Raw genomic sequence first — 21,966 nt, 5'->3', positions numbered from 1 at the left:
GTTACGCGCACGCGGAAATGGATGATGACGGTGACATAGATGACAAAGCGGTCTCTGATGTCGGCTGAGGCGCCCCTTTTTTAACATCATAAAGGCGATCAGCAACTTCATCTCGAGTCTGCTCATCGTGGAATATTCCCACCACAGCCGCCCCGCGAGCCTTGGCTTCTTTGATAAGATTTACCACCACTGCACTGTTTGTCGCATCCAGTGAGGCCGTCGGTTCATCCAATAGCAAAATGGGATAATCAACAATGAAGCCACGGGCAATATTGACGCGTTGTTGCTCACCGCCAGAGAACGTTGCTGGCGCAAGGTTCCAAAGATGTGCGGGGACGTTTAATCGCGTTAACAAGGATTGAGCTTTAGCCTGTGCTTGTTCACGACAACCCCCCATTTCAATCATTGGCTGCATCACCACCTCTAAAGCACTGATGCGTGGAATCACACGAAGGAACTGACTCACCCAGCCGATAGTCTGTTTACGGACATTAAGGATTTCTCTTGGTGTCGCCGTCGCTAGATTAAGCCAGCGCCCCTGATGCTCAACTTCAATATCACCACTATCGACCAAATAATTACCGTACAAGGCACGCAGTAATGTCGATTTTCCTGAACCAGAGCGACCATTTAGTACTACACACTCTCCATCGGAGACCGAGAAACAGGCATTAGAAAGAACCGGTAGCTCAGCACTCTCTTGATTATGTAAAACAAAAGTTTTGCTGACATTCGATACCTGTAATCGAACATGGGCTAATTTAACATTCATTATGAGGTTCCTTAGTTTTGCAACACAGATGAAACAAGAAGTTGAGTGTAGGGATGCTGAGGATCATCCAGCACTTGATCAGTGAGCCCGCTTTCCACCACTTCACTGCGGCGCATCACCATCAGACGATGAGCAAGTAACCTCGCCACCGCCAGATCATGTGTGACGATCACAACCGCTAGATCAAGCTCAGTGACTAGTCGACGAAGTAGATCTAATAACTTCGCTTGGACAGAAACATCCAACCCTCCAGTAGGTTCATCCATAAAGATCAGCTTAGGGTGCGTAACAAGGTTGCGAGCAATCTGCAATCTTTGCTGCATCCCTCCCGAAAAAGTGGTTGGCATGTCATCGATACGATCAAGCGGGATCTCAACATCCGTTAACCATTTGCTCGATGCTTGACGAATATTGCCATAGTGCCGCTCTCCCACCGCCATTAAACGCTCGCCAATATTTCCTCCTGCCGAAACACGTGCGCGTAGTCCATCCATTGGATGCTGATGAACAACTCCCCACTCCGTGCGAAGTAAATGACGTCGCTGGCTTTCTGCCATGGCGTATAGGTCTTCAAGTTGGGTCACCTGATCTTCACCTTTGCCTCTTACATACAAAACCGAGCCACTATCCGGCGTTTGACGCCCAGATAATGATTTCAATAACGTACTCTTACCGGACCCAGATTCACCGACAATGCCAAGTACTTCTCCTGGGTAGATATCAAATGAGACATCACTAAAGCCTTTGCCGGGTGCGTACAATTTAGTTAAATGTCGAACCGACAACAGCGGTGCTTCGGCGTCGGCAGTGTATTTATGGGCCACATTTTCATCGGTCAACGTACACTCTGACTGGTTGTTCAATGCGTTCTTCATGCCACACCTTCTTGTAGTTGTATCTTGTCATTCTTAGCCACTTGGTCGCGGCAATAATCCGTATCGGAACAAACAAACATGTGATTGCCTTTGTCATCCAATACCACTTCATCAAGGAATGTGTGCGTTGAACCACAAATGGCGCAAGGGTCATCCCACTTTTGAACCTCGAACGGGTGATCTTCAAAATCGAGGCTTCGCACCTTAGTAAAAGGCGGAATGGCATAAATACGCTTTTCACGTCCTGCACCAAATAGTTGTAGCGCAGGCATGTTGTCCATTTTGGGGTTATCAAACTTTGGAATGGGCGACGGGTCCATAATGTAGCGATCATTCACTCGAACGGGATACGCATACGCGGTAGCAATATGACCAAAACGTGCAATGTCTTCATACAGCTTTACGTGCATCACGCCATACTCTTGTAGGGCATGCATTTTCCGTGTTTCCGTTTCTCGGGGCTCAATAAATCGCAGCGGTTCAGGGATCGGCACTTGATAAACTAAAATTTGATCAGCTTGCAAGGCCACTTCTGGAATACGGTGTCTAGTTTGGATGATGGATGCTTCACGGGTGCTTTCCGTGGTCTTCGCATCCGCAACCGATTTAAAAAATTCTCGAATTGAAACCGCATTCGTGGTGTCATCGGCGCCTTGGTCAATCACTTTCAATGTGTCAACCTCACCAATGATCGCAGCGGTGATTTGTACGCCCCCCGTGCCCCAACCATAAGGCATTGGCATTTCTCGACCACCAAACGGCACTTGGTAACCTGGCACCGCAACGGCTTTTAGTAGCGCACGGCGAATCATTCGCTTCGTCTGCTCATCAAGATAGCCATAGTTATAGCCTGTCACCCCTTGAGCATGACCAACCGTTGCAGATGACATTGTCTGTATTTCGCTCATGACTGATTCTCCTGCATTAAAGCATCATGTTCTTTGTGCATCTTACGAAGCAGCTCTAGTTCCGCTTGGAAGTCGACGTAATGGGGCAATTTAAGATGAGAGACAAAACCCGCAGCCTCTACGTTGTCGGAATGAGACAAAACAAATTCTTCATCTTGTGCTGGACTTGCCACTTCTTCATCATATTCCGGCGCTTGAAGTGAGCGGTCCACCAGCGCCATCGACATCGCTTTGCGTTCGGTCGCGCCAAATGTCAGCCCATAGCCCCGAGTGAGCTTCGCTTTATCTGTTTTGCTACCAACAAAACCATTGATCATCTGACATTCTGTTAATTCAATCTCACCAATATCAACCGTAAACCCCAGCTCTTCTGGGTTAAGTGATAGCACGGTCATCCCTGTACGGATTTCACCGGCAAATGGGTGATTACGACCATAACCACGTTGCGTTGAATAACTAAGCGCTAGTAAGAACCCTTCATCGCCTCGCACTAAGTTTTGCAGTCGCGCAGAACGATCACAGGGGTAATTGACTGGTGCCATCGTAATGTCTTCTGGCACTTGTTCGTTATCACGTTCAACTTTCATCATGTCGAGATGCTCTAGGATCCCTAACACCTGCGGGCAAGGTTCACTGTCCGCGCACGGTTCAGTGTCCAACCGAGGCGCCTCTCCCTCCGCAAGCAAACTAAAATCCAATAGTCGATGCGTGTAGTCATAGGTTGGGCCTAAAATTTGACCACCAGGTAAGTCTTTATAAGTGGCTGAAATACGGCGTTCGATTCGCATATCACTAGTATTAACGGGCTCTGATACCGCGAGACGTGGCAATGTTGTACGATACGCTCGGAGCAAGAAGATGGCTTCAACCAAATCACCATTGGCCTGCTTTATAGCTAAGGCAGCAAGTTCGCGATCGTAAATACCGCCCTCGGTCATCACGCGGTCTACCGAGCCTGATAGTTGCTCACTCACCTGAGCCACACTTAACTCAGGAAGCTCCAAACAGCCACGACGCTTTTTAGCCTGAAGTTGGTGGGCGCGTTGAATCGCTTTCTCGCCGCCCTTTACTGCTACATACATGAAGACACCTCAACGTTAGTCGTGCGTGGCAAACACAGCACATCTTGCTGGTGGACTAGAATCAAATCGATACCGAGTGGAAAGTCTGTCAACTCTTGGCGTGACATCAGGAAAGTCAGAAACTCGCTTGGCACGTCACCAATATAAGCGTCACATCGCGTCTCGATACCCGGACCCGATAAAGAAATACGCTGACCAGAGGTTAATGAATCAAGTTCCACAATCACAGTCGTTGCCTGATCAGGGTACTCCTCATTGCCCTGATTAAACGCTAACCACTGACTGCTGCACGATATAAGATCCCTTTCTGCTATTACTGCAAAGTCCGCTTCATTTTGCGCAGCTACAACTGGCGCACCGCTATGAAAACGCACATTATCGAGTACCGCTTCATCGCTCTGAAGTGCTGGAGATAGCCATACAGAAGTCGCATTGTCCGCTAAGCTCAAGAGAATTTGTGCCGTTGCGGCCTGCATATCACCAAAGCCATGGCTCTTATCTAACGTGACGCGTTTCCCGGGCTCGGACATGGCTTTGAGTAGCAGCCTAAAACAGTATAGGCTGTCATGAACAGCGTCTTGAAACGCTGGTGTAATTGTTGTCATGAGTGTTACCTGTTGGGTTGATGAATTCACCAATGCGTAATGATGGTCTTTGAAAAGTGTTAATCTTCGCCACGAACCAAGGTAAAAAAGTCCACCTTCGTTGCAGCCACTTCAGCCGCCCTTAACTGCTCCTGCTCTTGCTTAATAGCAGCTAATGGCTCAATCACTTTACTGAGCAATAGAGCTTGTGATGGCTGAGTTTGTAAAAGCCCATCAAGCACTGCGGCCACTTCAGCGTGCGCTTTGTTTCGACCACGGATATAGCTGTAGCCCAGTTCACCACTGGCAAGCTTTACCACCGCTCTGGTTATTGTGGCGTCCCCCATATTGAACTGACGTCCCGTCCCCCCCATCCTGGCTCGAATCTGTGTCAATCCAATCTCAGGCTGACGAACAATCTGATATTCAGCCTCCAGCTGTAATGCTTTCCAATGATGCTGTAAGTCATCAAATCGACTTTGTGCTAATACTGACATCCACTTTGATCTTTCGGTCACCGCAGTCATTTAATGCTCCATTACTATTTCTGTGGCGTCGGCACGGCAATTGGAGCTTGAAAACTCCGCAATAATGCTCGTACCTTTTATGACGTTTTTCGTTTTAATTTTTAAGATTGGCGTGCTTGCTGGTATCTGCAGTAAGCGGCAATCTTCATTGGTTGGTGCTCTTGCACCTACATTGGTTTCTTTGCGCTCTAATTCGACCGCAAAACCGCGTTTGATAAACTGATGGAGCGATCCACTTTTGAAATTCTTCAAAATCGGCCACCAATCTGCATTTGATAAGTAATGATCAATGATGGTTCGTGGCATATCCGCGGTTTTACGTAATGTGCGTATATGGATAATGCGCTGCCCTTCTTCAATATTGAGGTTGGTAGCAACCGTTAATGGGGCTGACATCACTCGAGAAGATAGGACTTCGCAACGAGGCTGTGCGCCTTGTTCAATGAAATTCTTGGTGAAGTAGGCGGAAGAATGAATGTGATACTGACTTGGCTGGCGAACAACCATACTGCCCTTTCCTTGATGACGCTGAACCATGCCGATATTCACTAATTCATCAACCGCACGGCGTAAGGTGTGGCGATTAACGGCAAACCTTTGCGCTAACTGCGATTCGGCTGGAAGGTAATCACCGGGCTGAAAGGACGCTCTCACTTCCTGCTCTAGCACCGAGGCAATATCCAAATAAACGGGCATCATTTTCCTTGTTACTTATCTAGATAAGTTTCAGTACATAGGCCCCTACGTGGCCTAAACGAATGTCATATGAATGCACTAAGCAACCACATCCTCCCTATCGGGTTAGGTATACTCTGACGGCAAAACATGAACATTACGTGTCGTTTATATGTCTGATTCGTAACAAAAGAAGGGCGGCAACAACTTGTATAGACAAGCTTAACCATCTGATATTTTTAATTAATTTTGTATTGGTTAGTCGGTTTACTACAGCTTATCTAGTATGAAAGTTCACAATAGTTTGATGTTATTTCGCTCAGTAAGATGAGATCACTCTCTAGGTGCATACACGCTCACATCCATATATACTTTGCGACAACTTTTCTAACCTTAAAGATAATATGAATTATTTGACGACCTTTCTTAAAGGAATGGCTATGGGCGCAGCTGATGTTGTCCCTGGCGTTTCGGGCGGTACTGTGGCCTTTATTACCGGTATTTATGACATGCTGCTAGAAAGCATTCGACGTGTGAACCCAAGCCTATTTGGCATCTGGCGACGCGACGGATTTAAAGCAGCGTTCAATCACATCAATGGTTTCTTTTTGATCGCGTTATTTGGCGGGATTCTCACGTCGATTCTTACACTTGCAAAGTTCATCTCTTGGGCATTAGAAACCCACCCAATTCCAGTTTGGTCATTCTTTTTTGGTTTAATTCTGGTTTCGGTTTACCACATGCTCAAGCAAGTTGAACAAAGAACATTCTCACGTTTCGTTTGTTTACTGCTTGGTGTCGCCTTTGCGTATTGCATTACGGTGTTGCAACCATCTCAAATGGATCCGACTAACATCAATATCTTCTTTGCGGGTGCGATTGCTATCTGTGCCATGATCCTACCTGGCATCTCTGGCAGCTTTATTCTATTGCTGCTTGGCATGTACACACCCGTACTTGCGGCAGTTAAAGGGCTACAGATTGACGTAATGGCAATCTTCGCAACCGGGTGTTTGATTGGCCTACTAAGCTTCTCTCACGTCCTTTCTTGGTTACTCAAACGCTTCCGTGATTTCGCCTTGGTTTTCCTAACTGGCTTAATGTTGGGTACGCTACCAAAGCTTTGGCCGTGGAAAGAAACCATTTCTTGGAGAACCAATTCTTCCGGTGAACAGGTTCCACTTATCCAAGAGAATCTATCGCCATTTAACTTTGAGTCTGTCTCTGGCCACCCCTCTCAACTGGCTATTGCCGTTGTCATGATGTTTGTTGGTATTGCCTTAGTCTTAGGGCTGGAAAAAATAGCTGAGCATGGTGAGAAATAATCGAGCTAGGCTCTAAATACACCAAAGCCCCGACAATATTCATGTCGGGGCTTTTTTTTGCTTGCTCGTTTAAACGTTCAGCACTCGATGATTTACTGAGACAACATCAAGGGCTAGAACACAAAGTTAACCATTACAGTGTAGAGATTTGCGTCGGTATCCTTTCCGGGAGAAGAGACAAATGGACCACTTTGGCTGCCAAAACTCTCAAATTTCTGCCACTCTGCATTCACTGACACGTTATACAGCACATCGTAACGCAACCCTAATGTCCAGCTATCACCACTCTTGCCTTCAAACGGGTTGGTGTCTGAACTTTTACGATGAGTTTGCCCATAGACAACATAAGGGGTAAATTTCTGAATCCGATACGCGGCACTGCTGTACCATGATGAGCCAAAGTCATTTTGCTGCCCTTCAGCCGTCAGTTTCAAACTACCAAAGTCATACTCCCCGCCGAGAGAGTATAATTTTATGCTCTCATCTTTCTGAGTTGGTAAAGTGAAACCTGAGAGCGTGACCGTTTGATCAAAAGTAGAATCAAGATAAGCAAAGTTAATCCGATAATTCTCTCCCGTTAGAACGGCATTCGCCCCCCACATATTCTTAGTTTCAAACTCCATCGACATCGCTTGATTCAAATCCACATCATTGTTGTCTTTAAAACCAACGAATGGCGAGAGCGATAATTGCATTTCATCCGATATATCAACATTCCAAATAACGCTAGCACCGTTATAAGCGGTGATACCAAGAATACTGTTGTATACCTCTTCTGGAGGCCTAGCCGTTGTATAGGCGTGGCCTACGTAATAGTATTCGGATGCTAAGAACAAGGGTAAACGCAACCGCCCACCACGAAATTCGAAATCTCCCACTGAATACCCTAGGTATGCCCACTCTAACTGTGGCTCACTCCAGTGGTCTTGCGGACGCTTAACCACTTGCACAGAGGCTTTAAATGCTTCGCGATAATAATCTAGCTGTACACCAAACGTCGTGTCGCAGTCATAGCAATTTTCATCATTGATATTTCGATTCACCATTAACGGTGTTGCATTGTCAGATTTCGCCCAAGAGGTTGAGCCAAATCCGCTAATAGAAAAGTTATCTGAAAGGTCGATAGCAGCAAGAGAAGGTGCACTCATGGCAGAAATGGCTAAGACGAGCAATTTGTTATTCATGGTTATTTCTCCCCGCTGACAACGTATAGAATTTTAGCATCTTGAGGTAAGGCATCTAATGGCGCATACCCAATTCTATTCGGCTTCTCTTTCAACCAATGAATAAGTGCAGTAACCGAAGCGTCTCCAATTTCCTTTGGCGGTCTTGCTTTGCCAGAAAAAGACAAGCTTGCCCAATAAGCATTCATTTGTGCGATATCTTTACCTAATAGGTATTCATAAAATTCAGAACGCTCAGAAGAGTTCTCTGGCCAATCCGAGATTTCTATACGTTTTCCCTGCAGAGATTTAGCCTTACCGCGGTAAACCATTCTCGCTTTACTGCGAGATAATTCTTCAAAATTTGTATTTAGTGTAAACACCGCATATTCATTAGCAGCAAATGCACGGCTGTCCGAAGATAAGCCAATTAGTACAGCCAAGCCCACTACTGCTAAACAGCTGATTAAACACTGTTTAACCATTTTCACAATGTTGTCGGTTTGTTCCATTTCATTACACTCTCACGGATTCCTATCCTAGACTACTCATAGATTAGTTCATTAGTTTATGTGTTCAAGGTTATTATCAAGGATCGGTGAAATGGATTTGTTAAATAAGATGTCGATCAAAGCTCGTATCATTTTACTCGCTGTCTTACCCCTTTTTGTCATCGTTTGTATTTCCGTTTGGGAGACATCAAAAACTAATGTTCAACTGCAACAAATGGCGCGACTTAGCGATAAGGTCGCGTTTCTTGGGGCACTTTCTACCGTGCTACATGACGTACATTATTTAAGGCTCAACTCATTACATAATCGATTTTCAGAATCTCATCACCACCTTTCTGTTGATGAAAACAATGACAAAAAAGTTCAAGAATTCACGACCAGCATTCAAACTATGCGCCATGAAATCGATAAAATTTACGCCACCTCTACCCCAACCAATATAACTAATGCATTGGATGAGATTTTAGCCTCATCCAATGCGCTGGCTTTAGTTGCAAGTTCTGAAGAATTGCAGGAGTGGAGTGCTTGGAATATCGAACAACTAAAGGGCATAACCAGTAAGATCGAAGGCATCTCGGTCGATACTAGTTCAAGTGCGCTGGAGTCACATTTAAATGCCCTGTTCCTGCTCAATTGGATAAAAATGTGGGCGACGGAAGAGAATTGGCTTATTCATTTCGATTTACACGGCGACCATGATGTCAACTTTTACGACCGACACGAGCAACGTCATACCTTAAATACACTGTTTGAGAGGCAGCAATATCTCATAGACCGCTTCATTTCCATCAATGCTGACCCACTACAAATCAATTTGCTGTTAAAAACGTTCGCCGATAACTCTTTTATCGATAGTATTAATTTTAGAGATCGTGTTATGAACTCTGAATTTGACACCCTATCAGAAAACGACAAAGGGCTGGGGGCACGGACTCTTGACCAAAGACTAGTATTGATTAACCAAGTCACCAATCAGATTAATGAGCAATTATCTAACGAAATGGTTAAACGTCTAAGTAACCTAAAACAGCGACTTTGGATTGGCTTAGCAATCACTTTGATACTGATTGTTACGCTGTTCATCCTCAGCATCAATATTACTCGGCGCATCATTTTCTTTTTGAACAGCACACTCGACACATTTGAGCAGCTCGAGAGCTCTAGTAGCCCTCATATCACCGCCTCTACCACCGGTCACGATGAGTTTAGCCATTTTGGTCACAAGATGAATACTCTCATTAGAGAACGCCAAGAAAATGAACAGCGGATGATTGCGGCCAAAGAAGAAGCCGAGCGAGCAAACGTAGCAAAAAGCTCTTTTCTCGCCAATATGTCCCATGAGATTCGAACCCCACTTAACGGTATAATTGGCATGTCTGGTATCTTGTCTGATTCTAATCTCAATCCAATTCAGCGAGACTACCTCAATACCATTGAAACCTCTTCTCAAACGCTGCTTATTCTGATTAATGACATTCTGGATATCTCAAAAATTGAATCTGGAAATTTGCTGATCTCCTTGCACCGTTCAAACCTCCGCGAGATCGCTTATGACACGCTTGCAATCGTACTTGCTAAAGCCAATGAGAAAGATCTTGATCTTCATATAGAATTTTCAGCTAACTTCCCTCACATGCTGTTAATTGATGATCATCGACTGCGCCAAATTTTCATGAATCTTATGTCAAATGCTGTCAAATTTACGCAGACTGGTTTTGTAAAAATGACCATTAACGTTACACCTATTGAAAATGAAACGTGCCGATTAATGATAGCGGTGAGTGATTCCGGTATCGGAATTGACAAAGACAAGCAAGACGCCATTTTTAAGCCTTTTACCCAAGAAGATAGTACCGTCACTCGGCAATTTGGCGGTACGGGTTTAGGACTCGCGATTTCGTCTCAGCTTGTCGAACTCATGGGTGGTAAAATAGAGATAGAGTCAGAAAAAAATCAAGGCAGTACGTTTCATTTTGAGATTGATTCAGCCGTTGTACAACAAGTACCTCCGGCTCAAAACAAGCTACTTGTCCAACAGTTTTGTATTATTAGCAATCAGCAAAATCTGCTGGAGCAATTGACTCTAGAGATGGCACACTTTTCCTTACCAGTTACGCTTCAGTTCACGTCGATTGAACACATGCCGCCTCAAGATCTTGATGGGGCGACCATTATCTACTGTCTATCGAGTGATAGAGATGCCATTGACGATCTCCAGCAAATGGCGATCACCTATCCTGATAGCCCGTTAATTCTTGTGCAGCGTCAATCGGCACCAAAATCAGAATACGAAGCACTGCTATCTGGTCTTATTACTTTCCCATTACTAGGTACACGACTAATAGATACCCTAGTAAATGCTCACACTCAACATGATGCTTTAAGACTGAAACAGCAAGAAACGAGTACAAATCAATCCCACAATGCATTTCAAGTTGATCCTGTCGCTTCCTTACCCAAGGAGCCCGTTCACCTGCCACTTTTTCAAACTGAAGAGACCTCAGTATCACTGCCTATTTTGCTAGTTGAAGATAACCAAGTGAATCAAAAAGTCGCCTCATTATTGTTGAAGAAATCTGGGTATGAGGTCGATGTAGCGAATAATGGTCAAGAGGCTTTAGACTACCTTTGCGATCAAACTAACCAGTATCACACCGTATTGATGGATTGTATGATGCCGATTAAAGATGGCTTTACCGCTTCTGCTGAATTTAGAGCCTATGAACGCCAATACAATATACCTAGAACGCCCATCATCGCCCTGACTGCAAGTGTGCTCGATGAAGACATACGTCGCTGCAGCGAAAGTGGCATGGATGACTATGTTTCCAAACCATTTAATAAATCAGTATTGCTTGAAAAGATTAAAAATATTCGTCAATCCGCCAGTCTTGCATCGCAAGGCTCACTCGAATCTTAACCTAACGGCAAGAAGTTACTGTTTATCGTCGTCATTTTTTCTTAAAATCCCTGCCAACTATCCTAATCGTCTACTTAAGCGAAAATTATGAATAAAAGTATGATTACCAACCTCGTCGCATTGGGGTTACTTGGTGCAGGCTACCAACTCGACAACTCAATTCTTCTCTATGCTGGCCTGTTTGCTTTTTCTGGCGCAGTAACCAACTGGTTAGCGATTCATATGCTATTTGAAAAAATACCGGGTATTTATGGTTCTGGTGTTATCCCGGCACGCTTTGAAGATTTTAAAGTCGCGATCAAAAACCTCATGATGGACCAGTTCTTTACAGACAGTAACATTGATAAATTTCTTAAACAGGAAGTGGGAACGGGGCTCTCTCTTGATTTAGAACCCGTTATCGAAAAAGTGGATTTCAACCCAACGTTCGATTCTCTTGTTGACGTCATTGAGCAGTCACAATTCGGAGGTATGTTGGCTATGTTTGGCGGTACGGAGGCTCTACAACCGTTAAAAGCGCCGTTTGTCGAAAAAATGAAAGCAGCAATGGCAGATATCGCTCAAAGTGACTCAGTCAAACAAGCACTTGTTGAACAATTTGAATCACCTTCAATGATGGACGAAGTGAAAGACAATATTGATTCCATCATTGAACAGAGACTCAATGAGCTAACCCCACAAATCGTCAAAGAGATCGTACAAAACCTAATTAAGCAACATCTAGGCTGGTTGGTAGTTTGGGGAGGAATATTTGGTGGCGTTATCGGTATTATTTCGTCTCTAGTGATGTAACTAGAACCGCTAATTCACTAACGATATTTGCGTATTCTATATAGTCGGCAATAAAAAAAGCCAATCACAACAAATCGTGATTGGCTCATAATACTGTGAACAATAGTCATTCACTAACAACGTCAGTTGGCTAGGTGACCCTCGGCTTAAGAGAGTCGCTTTCATTCTATGCGCATAACGTGACCTATCGCAAGAGTATCAGCACATTTATTCCGGTTATATATTAAACTATTCGAACTGTGTCACATTCCTCTAACTACCGAAAAATCATATAATTACGTCGAATTGACAGCCAGTAACTTTCTCCCCTAGCACGCCGATTCAATTAATACTAAAGAGGTATTCCTCTCCATTTTAATATCAGAAAACTCCGACAGTTATTCTTACGATAATTATTACTTTCCTACATTTTGCCCATTTCCCAGACACTATAATAATCTCGTTCTATCCGGCTATTATTACTGGAGAGTGACAGTAAGTGTCGGAAAATATACAAGAAGATTCGCAGACCGACTTCTTTATTTAAAACAAATATCAGCCCATCGCGCTAGACCAGCCGTTACTGAACCAAAATAGTTTCCAGCAACTAAGGGGGTATTCGGCAAAACCTCGTTTACAGCCTGACGCAATACCGAGGATCGCGCGGAACCACCAGTCATAAACACAACGTCAGGCTGTATTCCCGCCTGTTTCACCGCTTCTTCCACCAACGCCTTTATTTTTTGCTTCGGGTTATCAATCGCACTCTCCATCTCATCTCGAGTAATATCAATATCTACCTGTTCAGAAATGAGCTGAATGAAAGCGCGATACTGATCTGCTTCTCCAAGTGCAATCTTAGCCTTTTCTGCTTCTCTAATGACTGCATATCCAAGAGTATCTTGATGCAGCTTCACCAGGCGAGCCACTTTGTCTGACTCTTTTGCTTCTTTCAACAGCATTTTTAGTTCTTTCATGTTTTCCTGGGCATAGAACTTTCTTTGCGCTTGAACATCGTTAATAGCGATTGGGTTCCAGAACTGAGTAACGGGTATATCAAGCCCTGAATGGCGCTTCGTCCCCATACCAAAAGCACTCATCAAGCGGCGAAAGGCGATATAGATATCTAAGTCATTACCACCGACTCGCTGGCCTGTATGAGCGATAAGAGAACCCGTTCTATCTAATTTCCCTGCCCAACTCGGCCCCATTTTAATAAATGAGCAATCCGTTGTTCCACCGCCGATATCAACCACTAAAACATTCTTGTCTTCAGACAGTGTCGACTCATAATCCAATCCAGCCGCTACCGGCTCAAGCTGAAACGCAACATCCTTAAAGCCAGCTCGATTAGCCGCGCGCAATAATATCGCTTCGGCTTGGTCATTGGATGCATCTCCACCACGCCCCAAGAAGTTCACTGGGCGACCAATAACCGTTTGTGTGAGGTCTTGCTGAAGGCTTGCTTCTGCACGATGCTTTACATTAGCCATCATTGCGCAAACCAAGTCTTCAAAAAATGACAGCTGCATATCGCGCAATCCAATGGTTCCTAAGAAAGACTTCGGCGATTTAATGTAATAGACATCTTTGGGATCCTCTAAATAAAGATCCAGTGCTTGCTGCCCAAATAAAACATCTGAAGGGATAACTTCGATTCCTTCGTCTCGATTCATTTGAATAGCACGACGCAGCACAGCATCTCCAACCTCATTTGCAGGGCGTATATTTAAGCAACGAAACAAATACTCTGATACCGTTTCGGCTGTAGGGGCACAGAGGGTCGATGAGATATAACAGTCATCTCCAACTAAAGGTATTTGCTGTACTGAACCATTGATAATATGGGCAACGGAGCAGTTTGCCGTTCCATAGTCAAAACCGATAGCCATAAATATATACCTCTAAATTATAAAATGGGAAACACTACACGCGTGGCTTTTAACGTAATGCAAGGGGAGATTTTGAAGGTAAAAATCAGCGAGCAAGGATACCAACCTCTATGTGAACTTCAACACAATAGGGCGAGATTAATATTTCTTTATGTGGACTGTTTTTATAAACGTTAGGAGCATACCCGATAGTGAGTCGCCTCATACGGATAGCTCAACACTCAATGCCGTTGTCATAGATGAAGGGCTGAGTCATCGCATGTTTACAGTGTAAACTCATGATTAGCCGCTCGTATTATAAATTTACACGATTGAACGACAGATAAGTAATCAGTCAAATACCGCTATGCTTTGTCGACTGATAGCAACGAGTTGCCCAACATGATTCCACACATTAGCCTCTGCATGAGCATACCCCTGCGCAGCTTGGCGAGTATGGGACTGATAAGCAAACCAATCTTCAACGCCAACGGATTGATGAGGATGAATAAATTCGAGGTTCCACATCATGGTGCTGGCTGGAGCAGGCTGCGCCATCATCTGCAACACACCTGGCGGCCACGCATCAACCAAGCAGATCAAATGGGCATCGGTTATTTCTTGCGGTGCATGCTTAAAGCGCATCCATCCATAGGAATGTGAGTCCTTACTTGCCGTAAATGGTAGATGACCCCGAGCCAATGCTAAATCTATATGTGCGGTATAGTTAGGAGCACCTTTTGCAACATCGGGAAAGAGCGATAATTCACTGGGTTCCGGCATTATATGGTTGTCTGAATTCTTAACTGTAATCAGAGAGTCACGATCAACGCCAAAACATGCCTGTTGAAAGACCACCACTTGGTCATTTTGAATCAGCCTTGCGCAAATCTGCGAGACATTTTTTCCCTCGCGTAGTACTTCGAATTGAAAGTGAAATGGTACATCAACTAACAAAGGACCAACGAAATTGGTGTTGAGCGACCGAAGGGCGCGATCTATTTTTAACTTTGATCGCATGGCGGCGTATAAGATCGCGGCTGAAGCGCCACCAAATACGGTTCTTCCCTGCCCCCAAGAAGTGGGGATCGTCATTGATCCATCATTTAAGGAACACTGAGCCGCGTGTTTTAATAATTCGTCAAAATGCATACTGCCACCAAATGTTAATGCTTTGTTATTTGTGACAGTAACTGGTCTGATTAGGTAGTTCAAATACTATCTTGCTGATATGGCAGCTGCGTCAAAATTTACGTTCAATCATCTATAATTGATATTAGATAGAGTCAATACGAAATGAAGGCACAGCGCCAATCATAAATAGCCGATCTACTAACGCTTACGGGGTGGCAACATGTCTGTCATCGTGCCTTCAACAAGTTCTGCGGCAAATGCGAACGTTTCCGATAAGGTTGGATGCGCATGGACCGCATGAGCGATATCCTTCGCTCGACCACCTAACGTCATTGCGATTACTGCTTCATGGATTAACTCACCTGCATTCTCTCCACAAATGCTCGCACCAAGCAATGCGCCAGTCTTCTTATCAAACAGCGCTTTCGTCATGCCGTTAGCGGCACCTACGCTTTGTGCTCGACCGCTCACTAACCAAGGTACTTTACCAATATCGTATTCTACCTCTTGCTCTTTCGCTTCTTTTTCTGTCAAACCAACCCACGCCACTTCAGGGGACGTGTAAGCGACCGAAGGAATTAACGCTGGCTTGGCTGCCATTTTGATTCCAGCGATAGCTTCAGCGGCAACTTTGCCTTCATGTGTGGCTTTATGCGCTAACATTGGGCCCGCCACAATATCGCCGATCGCATAGATCCCTGGTTGTAACGTTTGCATTGTGTCATCGACTGGAATTCGCTGGTCTTCATGCAAGGAGATCTCCAGCACATCTAGATTAATTGCCATAGTGTTAGGACGTCGCCCAACCGCTACCAGCACTGCATCAAACATCTGAGGTTCTAGAGCCTTTTTCCCCTCCATAGTGACAACGACACCGTCATCCTCAACGACCATATCAACGACTTTGGTGCGCGTGAGTATGTCATAACGTTTTTTAATATTTTTCTGCAATGGCTGAATCACATCTTTGTCTGCTGCAGGTATTATTTGCTCCTCGGCTTCCACGATGGTGATTTTAGAACCTAGGGACGCATAGACTTGCGCCATTTCCAAACCAATAATTCCGCCACCAATAATCAATAAACGTTTTGGTATCGATGTTAAATCAAGGGCATCTGTCGAGTCCCATATTCGTTGATGCTTTGGCATACCGGGTATTTCAACAGGTTTAGAACCTGTGGCAATAATGGCATGGTCGTAGGTCACTACACTCGTGTCGCTTTCTCCCGTCACTTGCATTGAGTGTTTAGTTTTAAACACACCAATCCCTTTAACTCTTTGTATTCCTCTCGCTTTTGCTAATTTTGCTATCCCGCTCGTCAACGCTTCAACGGTTGCGGCCTTGTGTGCTCGCATTGCGTCAATATCTACCTGTATCTCTCCAAATGACACCCCCATGGACTGGGCATGCTGCGCCTCTGTCAACATGGACGTGGCATGAAGAAGCGTTTTAGAGGGAATGCATCCTTCATTAACGCAAACTCCCCCTAAGGTTTCGCTACTCTCAATGAGGCACACCGAAAGCCCTAAGTCCGCCGCTCGAAAAGCCGCGGTATAACCACCAGGGCCTCCCCCCAAAACCGCCACATCCACATGAATAGATTCTGACATCAACTTTCTCCTACCAATACGTTGTAATGACCACGAACTAATTTGTGTCTACTTTCAGCAGTATAAACACTCTAAATGTCTGAGTAGTGTCAATTTTTCCCGTATAGTGACTTCAGATTGGTTCAATATTTTATTTCGACTATTCACCTGATAATATCTTCGCCACTTTGTATTAATTAGACGAGTTCCGTTGTGCCTACACGCTTTAAAACCTCCTTTGTTTCCTTGGCTGTCTCGTCAATTGCGGCATTATCATTAACGGCATGCTCTTCACATCAAATGAATCAGCTTGGTCTGCGATCTTCATCTGTTAATACCTACCCTAATAACATGGACACAATCGAGCTTTGCGAAGTCGCTAACGGTTATCGAGCGACGAACCAAACCGCCGTCTCTGTCGACTCTGAAGTATGGCGTAGGCAACTCTCCAATGAGCAGTGCGAAAGCATCGTTAAAGAACTGTATATGAGCCGCTTTATACGTTCCCTTTCAAACACCACAGTTACACCGGGTAAAGAATCCAATACTCCACATCCAACGCCGTTGCCAGCCGAGCCGGTGAAGCCCAAATAATGGCGCACCCTTCACGCTGCAGGCCCCTATCCACATAACAGCTGTCTGCATACACAAAAATAGACGTCAATTCATCTGATCCGTTTCTTTCGTCCACTCTCACCACGTATACTAGTTATTGACAGTCACAACTATGGAAAGGAAGCGATAATGGAATTATCGGTAGGTCAAGTCGCGAAGCGTGCAGATATTGCCGTTTCTGCGATTCATTTTTATGAACAAAAAGGGCTAATAGCCTGCCACAGAAATGCAGGGAACCAACGCCGTTATGATGGATCAGTATTAAGGCGTATTGCCGTCATTAAAACCGGTCAACAGCTGGGAATGACATTGGAAGAAATAAAACAGGCAATGAGTTCGCTTCCCATCCATCGCGCTCCCACCCAAAATGAGTGGCAGAATATGGCGATGGAGTGGCAACAAAGCTTAGATGCAAAAATTTCATTAATGTCTAGATTGAGAGATGAATTGGGAGAGTGCATCGGGTGTGGCTGCTTGTCGTTGACTAAATGTAAGTTACGTAACCCTGAAGACGAGCTCGCGAGTCAGGGTGCAGGCCCCGTCCTTTGGACGAAATCTAAAACCTCAAACTAGACCGCTAAATCCTCTTCTTTCAGCTTTGGTACAAAATGCATGACATTGTTTTTTAGATGAAAAATGGCCGGTCCGTGAGTATTTTTCGTTGTCACCTTTTCGCCGCCGATGGCAACGGTGACACGAGTATGAGTTTGCACTAACGACTCTGCGGTATTAATTTCTAACTTTGCAAACAACTCTTCTTCGAGCGCCGCCTTTTTAGCGTTTAGACTATCAATCGCATCAGTATTGGTGCTATTTAAATCGGCAAGCTCTTGATTCTGCTCTTCTGTGCGCGTGGATTTTGGGATTTTCTTTAATTCGATTTCTCGACGAATCGCCGCCATCTTAGCTTCTTGTAGCGCGGTATATTCATCTTGTAACGATTCAATTTTTTCAACATACACCTTGTGATTAGAGAAGGCTTCAATATATGTTGCCGTGTCACCTTCAACACCGAGGTGATTGCAAACCACCTTCCCACCCACTAGTGCCTGCCCGCCACTCAACGTGCCCTGCTTTTTATTGTTGCCTTGCACCAACAAATCACCAACGCAACGTAAGTCATTATTGAGACTATGAACAGCCAATTTTATATCACCTTTTGCGGTCAACTCAGAAAACTGTGCATAATTAGCCACAATGTCGCCTCCTGATTGGATGACACACGTTTTATCATCACCATCATCGACGTTGTGGCCAATGATACCTTTTGAAACAATAACATCACCTTTTGCTTCAAGCTTTGCTGATTCAACAAAACCACCAACAGTAATCGAGCCCGAGGCCACAATTTCCATTTGCGCCTCAACATTGCCTGAGATAACCACACTACCTTCAAAGCGAATATGACCAGTGGAAATATCTACCTTTGATAGACAAAGTGCTTCATCAACATCAACGCCATTCGCCTTGAGAATCGGCATCCCGGAAATAGTAGAGATGAGTATGTTGGGATCTTCTTTTGAAATAGCAGTACCTTTACCCACCTTCAGCAAGGTATCTTTGACTGTTCTAGGAGGAATGATACTACCCGTTACGGTATAGCCATTTTGTCCAGATATGGCAGGAATACGCCTCATCAGCTTTTCCCCCTCTCCCACTGTCACCATTTCACCAAGATCGCGCATATCAACCTTATCAGATTCGCCTAGGCGTTGAGGCTTCAATACACGAGATTTAGGATCGAGAATAAGTGGGGTGAACTGACTGTCTTTACCTTCAACAGGTCGCTTGCCAACAGCGACGGGTTGAACGTAGGTTTTACCGGCCTCTAATTGGCGGCTAAGCAATAAGACTTTCTTTAGCGCTAGTTTATTAATTCCCTTTAGCACTTTTGCATCAGCAAGCGTTTTTATGACTTCCGCTCCGGTCAGCGGTTCACCACCATAGGCGCCTTCTACTGTCATACTCGCCAACATATCTTGCTCACTTAACGTGACAGATACCGAAGCATCTTTTATATAGGCAAGTTTGACGCCATGAAAAGCCTCTCGTTTTGCTTGTTGTGCAAAGGCAATAAATTGATTAACTGATGCTTCATCAATATAGAGCGACTTTACGTCGAGTTCGGACAACGCATTTTCAAGTAGAAGCTTTTCCAAACTCAGCCCCTGTTCGTATTCTTGCGGCAATACAGCCACGACCTCTTGTTTGTTACTAGACAATTGGAGAACACTTTTCCACATGACAGGTATAACTTCCTTATTAACCGCCTACGCTTTTCAAACAAAGTGTGATCGCGCTTCAACGAATATAGTTTTATCTTAGTTCAGTCTCAATCTTGAGACTATAAAAACTTCCTAAAACTCGATCTGCGGTCACGTTGTGTCAGTTGATTTTTACAAGCCGTCGTTTAGTTAAATCAAGGTCTATAATCAATACATTGAACTGGAATTCTAAGGACGGTTATAATTTACAGTGTAAAACTGGATGACGCAGACCAATTTACACTGTAAACATCATAGTTCTGTTTTACAGTGTAAATTGTAGCGATAATCAGAATCTAGGATTTACACTGTAAACATTGAATATAGTGCTGAATATCTTTCCTTAACTCGGCTTCGGCTTGCTTTCTACCCGCGTAGTTAAGATGCAAACAACACTCTTTCCATGTCCAGTGTAATAGCCCGACACCAATTAACAGCAAGCTATCCACCTGAATGTGACGACTAGCCAAGGTACGCAAAAATTCTGGTAAAGCCCAGCGACAAGTTTCAAGAGCGTTCCCCCCTCTTGCGTAAAAGTCTAGCAACTTTGGTACAGACGCCTCTGAATGTGACTGACAACTTTCACTAAACAGCGCCCATGCTAACTTCGGTTCAAGTTCTCGATTCGCGCCCACCAGTTGAGATGGCATCATCATTCTAAAAGTATCACGAGCCTGCTTTACCCACACATCAGAAACAGGAAGCATTGGGCGCACCAACCCAATGCTGTATGTGCCGCTAGATTGGTCTTTGGAGGCGCCAAGTCTCACGGGCAAATAATCACTGTCTAGCCAGAAATCCAATAAAGGAAGTGTTAGCCCAAACGATGTTGCAAGATAATCTACAGGTCTGGGGATATTATTTGCGTAACGAGATAACAGTTCTCGACCAATACCTTTAGAGTGAAGCATTGGGTGAACAGCGATTCGCATGATGCGTGCACATCGTTGTGTCCCAGGTTCGGAAAGCCCTAAATGGTTACTCAAATCACACGGTATCAAATGTCCTTTGGGGCGTGACAGCCCAAGCATGATCGAATCTACGGTTTCAATTGATAGTGCGCCTTCGTAATGAACAAGCATACTCGCGACAACGCGCTGATCAATCGTGATGATATGCAGCTCAACATTATCGTCCTGAAGAAGTAACATGAGATCGTTAGGCGACGTTTGATAATGAGCGTTAACCAATAATGCAAATGCCTGTGGTAATAAAGGGCTTTGCCTTAATTGGCCTTTACTCGTAAACGTAGTCATCGATAAGCTCGAATGTTCGAGCTGCTTGTCGAGTAACGCTGAATCTACGTCGGCTAGCTCACAGTCAAGCATAAATGTGGACGCACACCACGCCTCTAAAGGGTCGTTCATTGCCCATCGTATCGGTTGATCCATTTGGTAAACCTGAGTTCCAGGTCTAGCATCCAAAAGCCAAGGCACAAATTTAAGGCTAAAACCTCTTCCACAACCTTCATAGCCATGAATCGTGGTCGTCAGTACGACACGATGATAGTTTCCAATAATCGATTTGAGCATAGACACAGGTATTGCTGCGGCTTCATCAACAAAAAGTAAATCACACTTCGGTCGCTTTTCTAGTAATTCATCTGGCGCAACAAACATAAGTGAAGAACCTTGATGCCAGTGCGATACGCCAGCATGTTCAAAAATAGGTACAACTGCTTGTTTGCTTGGTGCGACAACGATAATTGTCAGCGGTGCTTTTTCCAAAAGTCGTTTGGCCGCCAATCCCAACGCGCTGCTTTTCCCGCGACCACGGTTAGCCGTTAGAACCAATGGTCTTTTTCTATGTCCTCTTAACACTTTTTCTATAAGCGTTATGGCATGGCATTGCTGCTCATAACACACTTCACCTTCGGTAATACTTAACGCCTGCGTGTTGCTTAGCCACTGGTTAGTATTACAAACACTCTCCTGCCCTTCAGGCAAGATAGGAAGACATGAAAGATAGGACTGAAGCCAAGGGTCGAGCCCTGAGATAGTACGACAAACTAAAATTAAACACCCACCACCCACTAAGCTGCCAACGGCGGCGTTAAAGCTGTTTGCATCGAACCCATCATCCAATGAGACGACAATGGAGCGACTTTCGACACCTAGAAGCTGGCGGCCTTGTTTGGAGGAATAATAGTGAGTACCAAAGAAAGCGTCGCCACCTAATTGGCAAACCGGCAAGTTCTCGGCATCGACCATAAATTCAGAAATAAAGGATTGAACCCAGTCCGAGTTTCCCTCGAGTAGGAATACGCCACGAGTAAAATGTTTTTTTGCGGCATAAAGGATAGGCTTGATGGATTGATATTGCTTAGAGGTTATATGTGACATAGCGTTGTACAGTAAAAAAGGCTACGTCTATATTAG

At 44.6% G+C, this 21,966-nt stretch carries 19 protein-coding genes; 5 read left to right on the top strand and 14 right to left on the bottom strand.

The window, feature by feature from the left end:
- Window position 1: 1 nt before the first annotated feature.
- Genes phnL through phnF form a run of 7 tightly spaced genes read right to left on the bottom strand, consistent with a single transcriptional unit; the run spans window position 2 to window position 5,444 of the window.
- A complete protein-coding gene (phnL, locus tag L4D05_RS11210; protein WP_428794031.1) occupies window positions 2–772 on the bottom strand; it encodes a phosphonate C-P lyase system protein PhnL in 771 nt (256 codons plus the stop codon).
- A gap of 11 nt (window positions 773–783) precedes the next feature.
- A complete protein-coding gene (phnK, locus tag L4D05_RS11205) occupies window positions 784–1,647 on the bottom strand; it encodes a phosphonate C-P lyase system protein PhnK (RefSeq protein ID WP_428794030.1) in 864 nt (287 codons plus the stop codon).
- Window positions 1,644–2,555, bottom strand: a complete 912-nt coding sequence (locus tag L4D05_RS11200; protein ID WP_428794029.1) for an alpha-D-ribose 1-methylphosphonate 5-phosphate C-P-lyase PhnJ — start codon at window positions 2,553–2,555, stop codon at window positions 1,644–1,646. The genes phnK and L4D05_RS11200 overlap by 4 nt, the downstream gene beginning before the upstream one ends.
- Window positions 2,552–3,637 (bottom strand): carbon-phosphorus lyase complex subunit, encoded by a 1,086-nt coding sequence (locus L4D05_RS11195; protein WP_428794028.1) that lies wholly within the window; start codon window positions 3,635–3,637, stop codon window positions 2,552–2,554. Before L4D05_RS11195 ends, L4D05_RS11200 begins: the two co-directional genes overlap by 4 nt.
- Window positions 3,628–4,242, bottom strand: a complete 615-nt coding sequence (gene phnH / locus L4D05_RS11190; protein ID WP_428794027.1) for a phosphonate C-P lyase system protein PhnH — start codon at window positions 4,240–4,242, stop codon at window positions 3,628–3,630. The genes L4D05_RS11195 and phnH overlap by 10 nt, the downstream gene beginning before the upstream one ends.
- Window positions 4,243–4,301: 59 nt before the next feature.
- Entirely contained in the window at window positions 4,302–4,748 is a 447-nt protein-coding gene (gene phnG / locus L4D05_RS11185) for a phosphonate C-P lyase system protein PhnG (RefSeq protein WP_428794026.1), read from the bottom strand.
- On the bottom strand, window positions 4,749–5,444 hold the full coding sequence (gene phnF / locus L4D05_RS11180; protein ID WP_428794286.1) for a phosphonate metabolism transcriptional regulator PhnF: 696 nt from the start codon (window positions 5,442–5,444) through the stop codon (window positions 4,749–4,751).
- Between the two features lie 383 nt (window positions 5,445–5,827).
- On the opposite strand from phnF, the gene L4D05_RS11175 reads away from it, so the two are divergent.
- Window positions 5,828–6,748 (top strand): polyprenyl-phosphate transporter, encoded by a 921-nt coding sequence (locus L4D05_RS11175; protein WP_428794025.1) that lies wholly within the window; start codon window positions 5,828–5,830, stop codon window positions 6,746–6,748.
- Window positions 6,749–6,861: 113 nt separating this feature from the next.
- On the opposite strand, the gene L4D05_RS11170 is transcribed toward L4D05_RS11175, so the two are convergent.
- Window positions 6,862–7,932: a sulfate ABC transporter permease gene (locus L4D05_RS11170; protein WP_428794024.1), complete on the bottom strand. Its 1,071-nt coding sequence runs from the start codon at window positions 7,930–7,932 to the stop codon at window positions 6,862–6,864.
- A gap of 2 nt (window positions 7,933–7,934) precedes the next feature.
- Window positions 7,935–8,396, bottom strand: coding sequence for a hypothetical protein (locus tag L4D05_RS11165; protein ID WP_428752985.1), 462 nt, complete (start codon window positions 8,394–8,396; stop codon window positions 7,935–7,937).
- 118 nt (window positions 8,397–8,514) lie between these two features.
- Here L4D05_RS11165 and L4D05_RS11160 point away from each other — a divergent pair, with 118 nt between their 5' ends.
- Together L4D05_RS11160 and L4D05_RS11155 are read left to right on the top strand one after the other, a co-directional pair.
- Window positions 8,515–11,343: a hybrid sensor histidine kinase/response regulator gene (locus tag L4D05_RS11160; protein WP_428794023.1), complete on the top strand. Its 2,829-nt coding sequence runs from the start codon at window positions 8,515–8,517 to the stop codon at window positions 11,341–11,343.
- 87 nt (window positions 11,344–11,430) lie between these two features.
- Window positions 11,431–12,135, top strand: coding sequence for a DUF445 domain-containing protein (locus L4D05_RS11155; protein ID WP_428794022.1), 705 nt, complete (start codon window positions 11,431–11,433; stop codon window positions 12,133–12,135).
- Between the two features lie 518 nt (window positions 12,136–12,653).
- Here L4D05_RS11155 and yegD read toward each other — a convergent pair.
- The 3 genes from yegD to lpdA form a co-directional block, all read right to left on the bottom strand.
- Window positions 12,654–14,006 (bottom strand): molecular chaperone, encoded by a 1,353-nt coding sequence (gene yegD, locus L4D05_RS11150; protein WP_428794021.1) that lies wholly within the window; start codon window positions 14,004–14,006, stop codon window positions 12,654–12,656.
- Window positions 14,007–14,336: 330 nt separating this feature from the next.
- A complete protein-coding gene (locus L4D05_RS11145) occupies window positions 14,337–15,080 on the bottom strand; it encodes an acyl-CoA thioesterase (RefSeq protein WP_428752853.1) in 744 nt (247 codons plus the stop codon).
- Window positions 15,081–15,317: 237 nt separating this feature from the next.
- Window positions 15,318–16,730, bottom strand: coding sequence for a dihydrolipoyl dehydrogenase (gene lpdA, locus L4D05_RS11140; RefSeq protein WP_428794020.1), 1,413 nt, complete (start codon window positions 16,728–16,730; stop codon window positions 15,318–15,320).
- A gap of 192 nt (window positions 16,731–16,922) precedes the next feature.
- Between lpdA and L4D05_RS11135 the strand changes: the two genes are divergently transcribed.
- Together L4D05_RS11135 and soxR are read left to right on the top strand one after the other, a co-directional pair.
- Window positions 16,923–17,303 carry a hypothetical protein gene (locus L4D05_RS11135; protein ID WP_428794019.1) on the top strand — a complete coding sequence of 127 codons (381 nt, stop codon included), beginning with the start codon at window positions 16,923–16,925 and terminating at the stop codon, window positions 17,301–17,303.
- Window positions 17,304–17,453: 150 nt separating this feature from the next.
- On the top strand, window positions 17,454–17,897 hold the full coding sequence (gene soxR / locus L4D05_RS11130; protein ID WP_428752849.1) for a redox-sensitive transcriptional activator SoxR: 444 nt from the start codon (window positions 17,454–17,456) through the stop codon (window positions 17,895–17,897).
- Here the strand turns inward: soxR and L4D05_RS11125 are convergent.
- Together L4D05_RS11125 and L4D05_RS11120 are read right to left on the bottom strand one after the other, a co-directional pair.
- Window positions 17,894–19,567, bottom strand: coding sequence for a flagellar assembly protein A (locus L4D05_RS11125; protein WP_428794018.1), 1,674 nt, complete (start codon window positions 19,565–19,567; stop codon window positions 17,894–17,896). The genes soxR and L4D05_RS11125 overlap by 4 nt on opposite strands.
- A 317-nt stretch (window positions 19,568–19,884) precedes the next feature.
- Window positions 19,885–21,930 carry a tRNA(Met) cytidine acetyltransferase TmcA domain-containing protein gene (locus L4D05_RS11120; RefSeq protein ID WP_428794017.1) on the bottom strand — a complete coding sequence of 682 codons (2,046 nt, stop codon included), beginning with the start codon at window positions 21,928–21,930 and terminating at the stop codon, window positions 19,885–19,887.
- Window positions 21,931–21,966 lie beyond the last annotated feature (36 nt).

The organism is Vibrio nomapromontoriensis (genome assembly GCF_050337205.1).
In the GTDB taxonomy this organism is placed as follows: domain Bacteria; phylum Pseudomonadota; class Gammaproteobacteria; order Enterobacterales; family Vibrionaceae; genus Vibrio; species Vibrio nomapromontoriensis.
The sequence above is the reverse complement of the archived record's forward strand: the minus strand, read 5'-3'. Positions and strand labels throughout refer to the sequence as shown.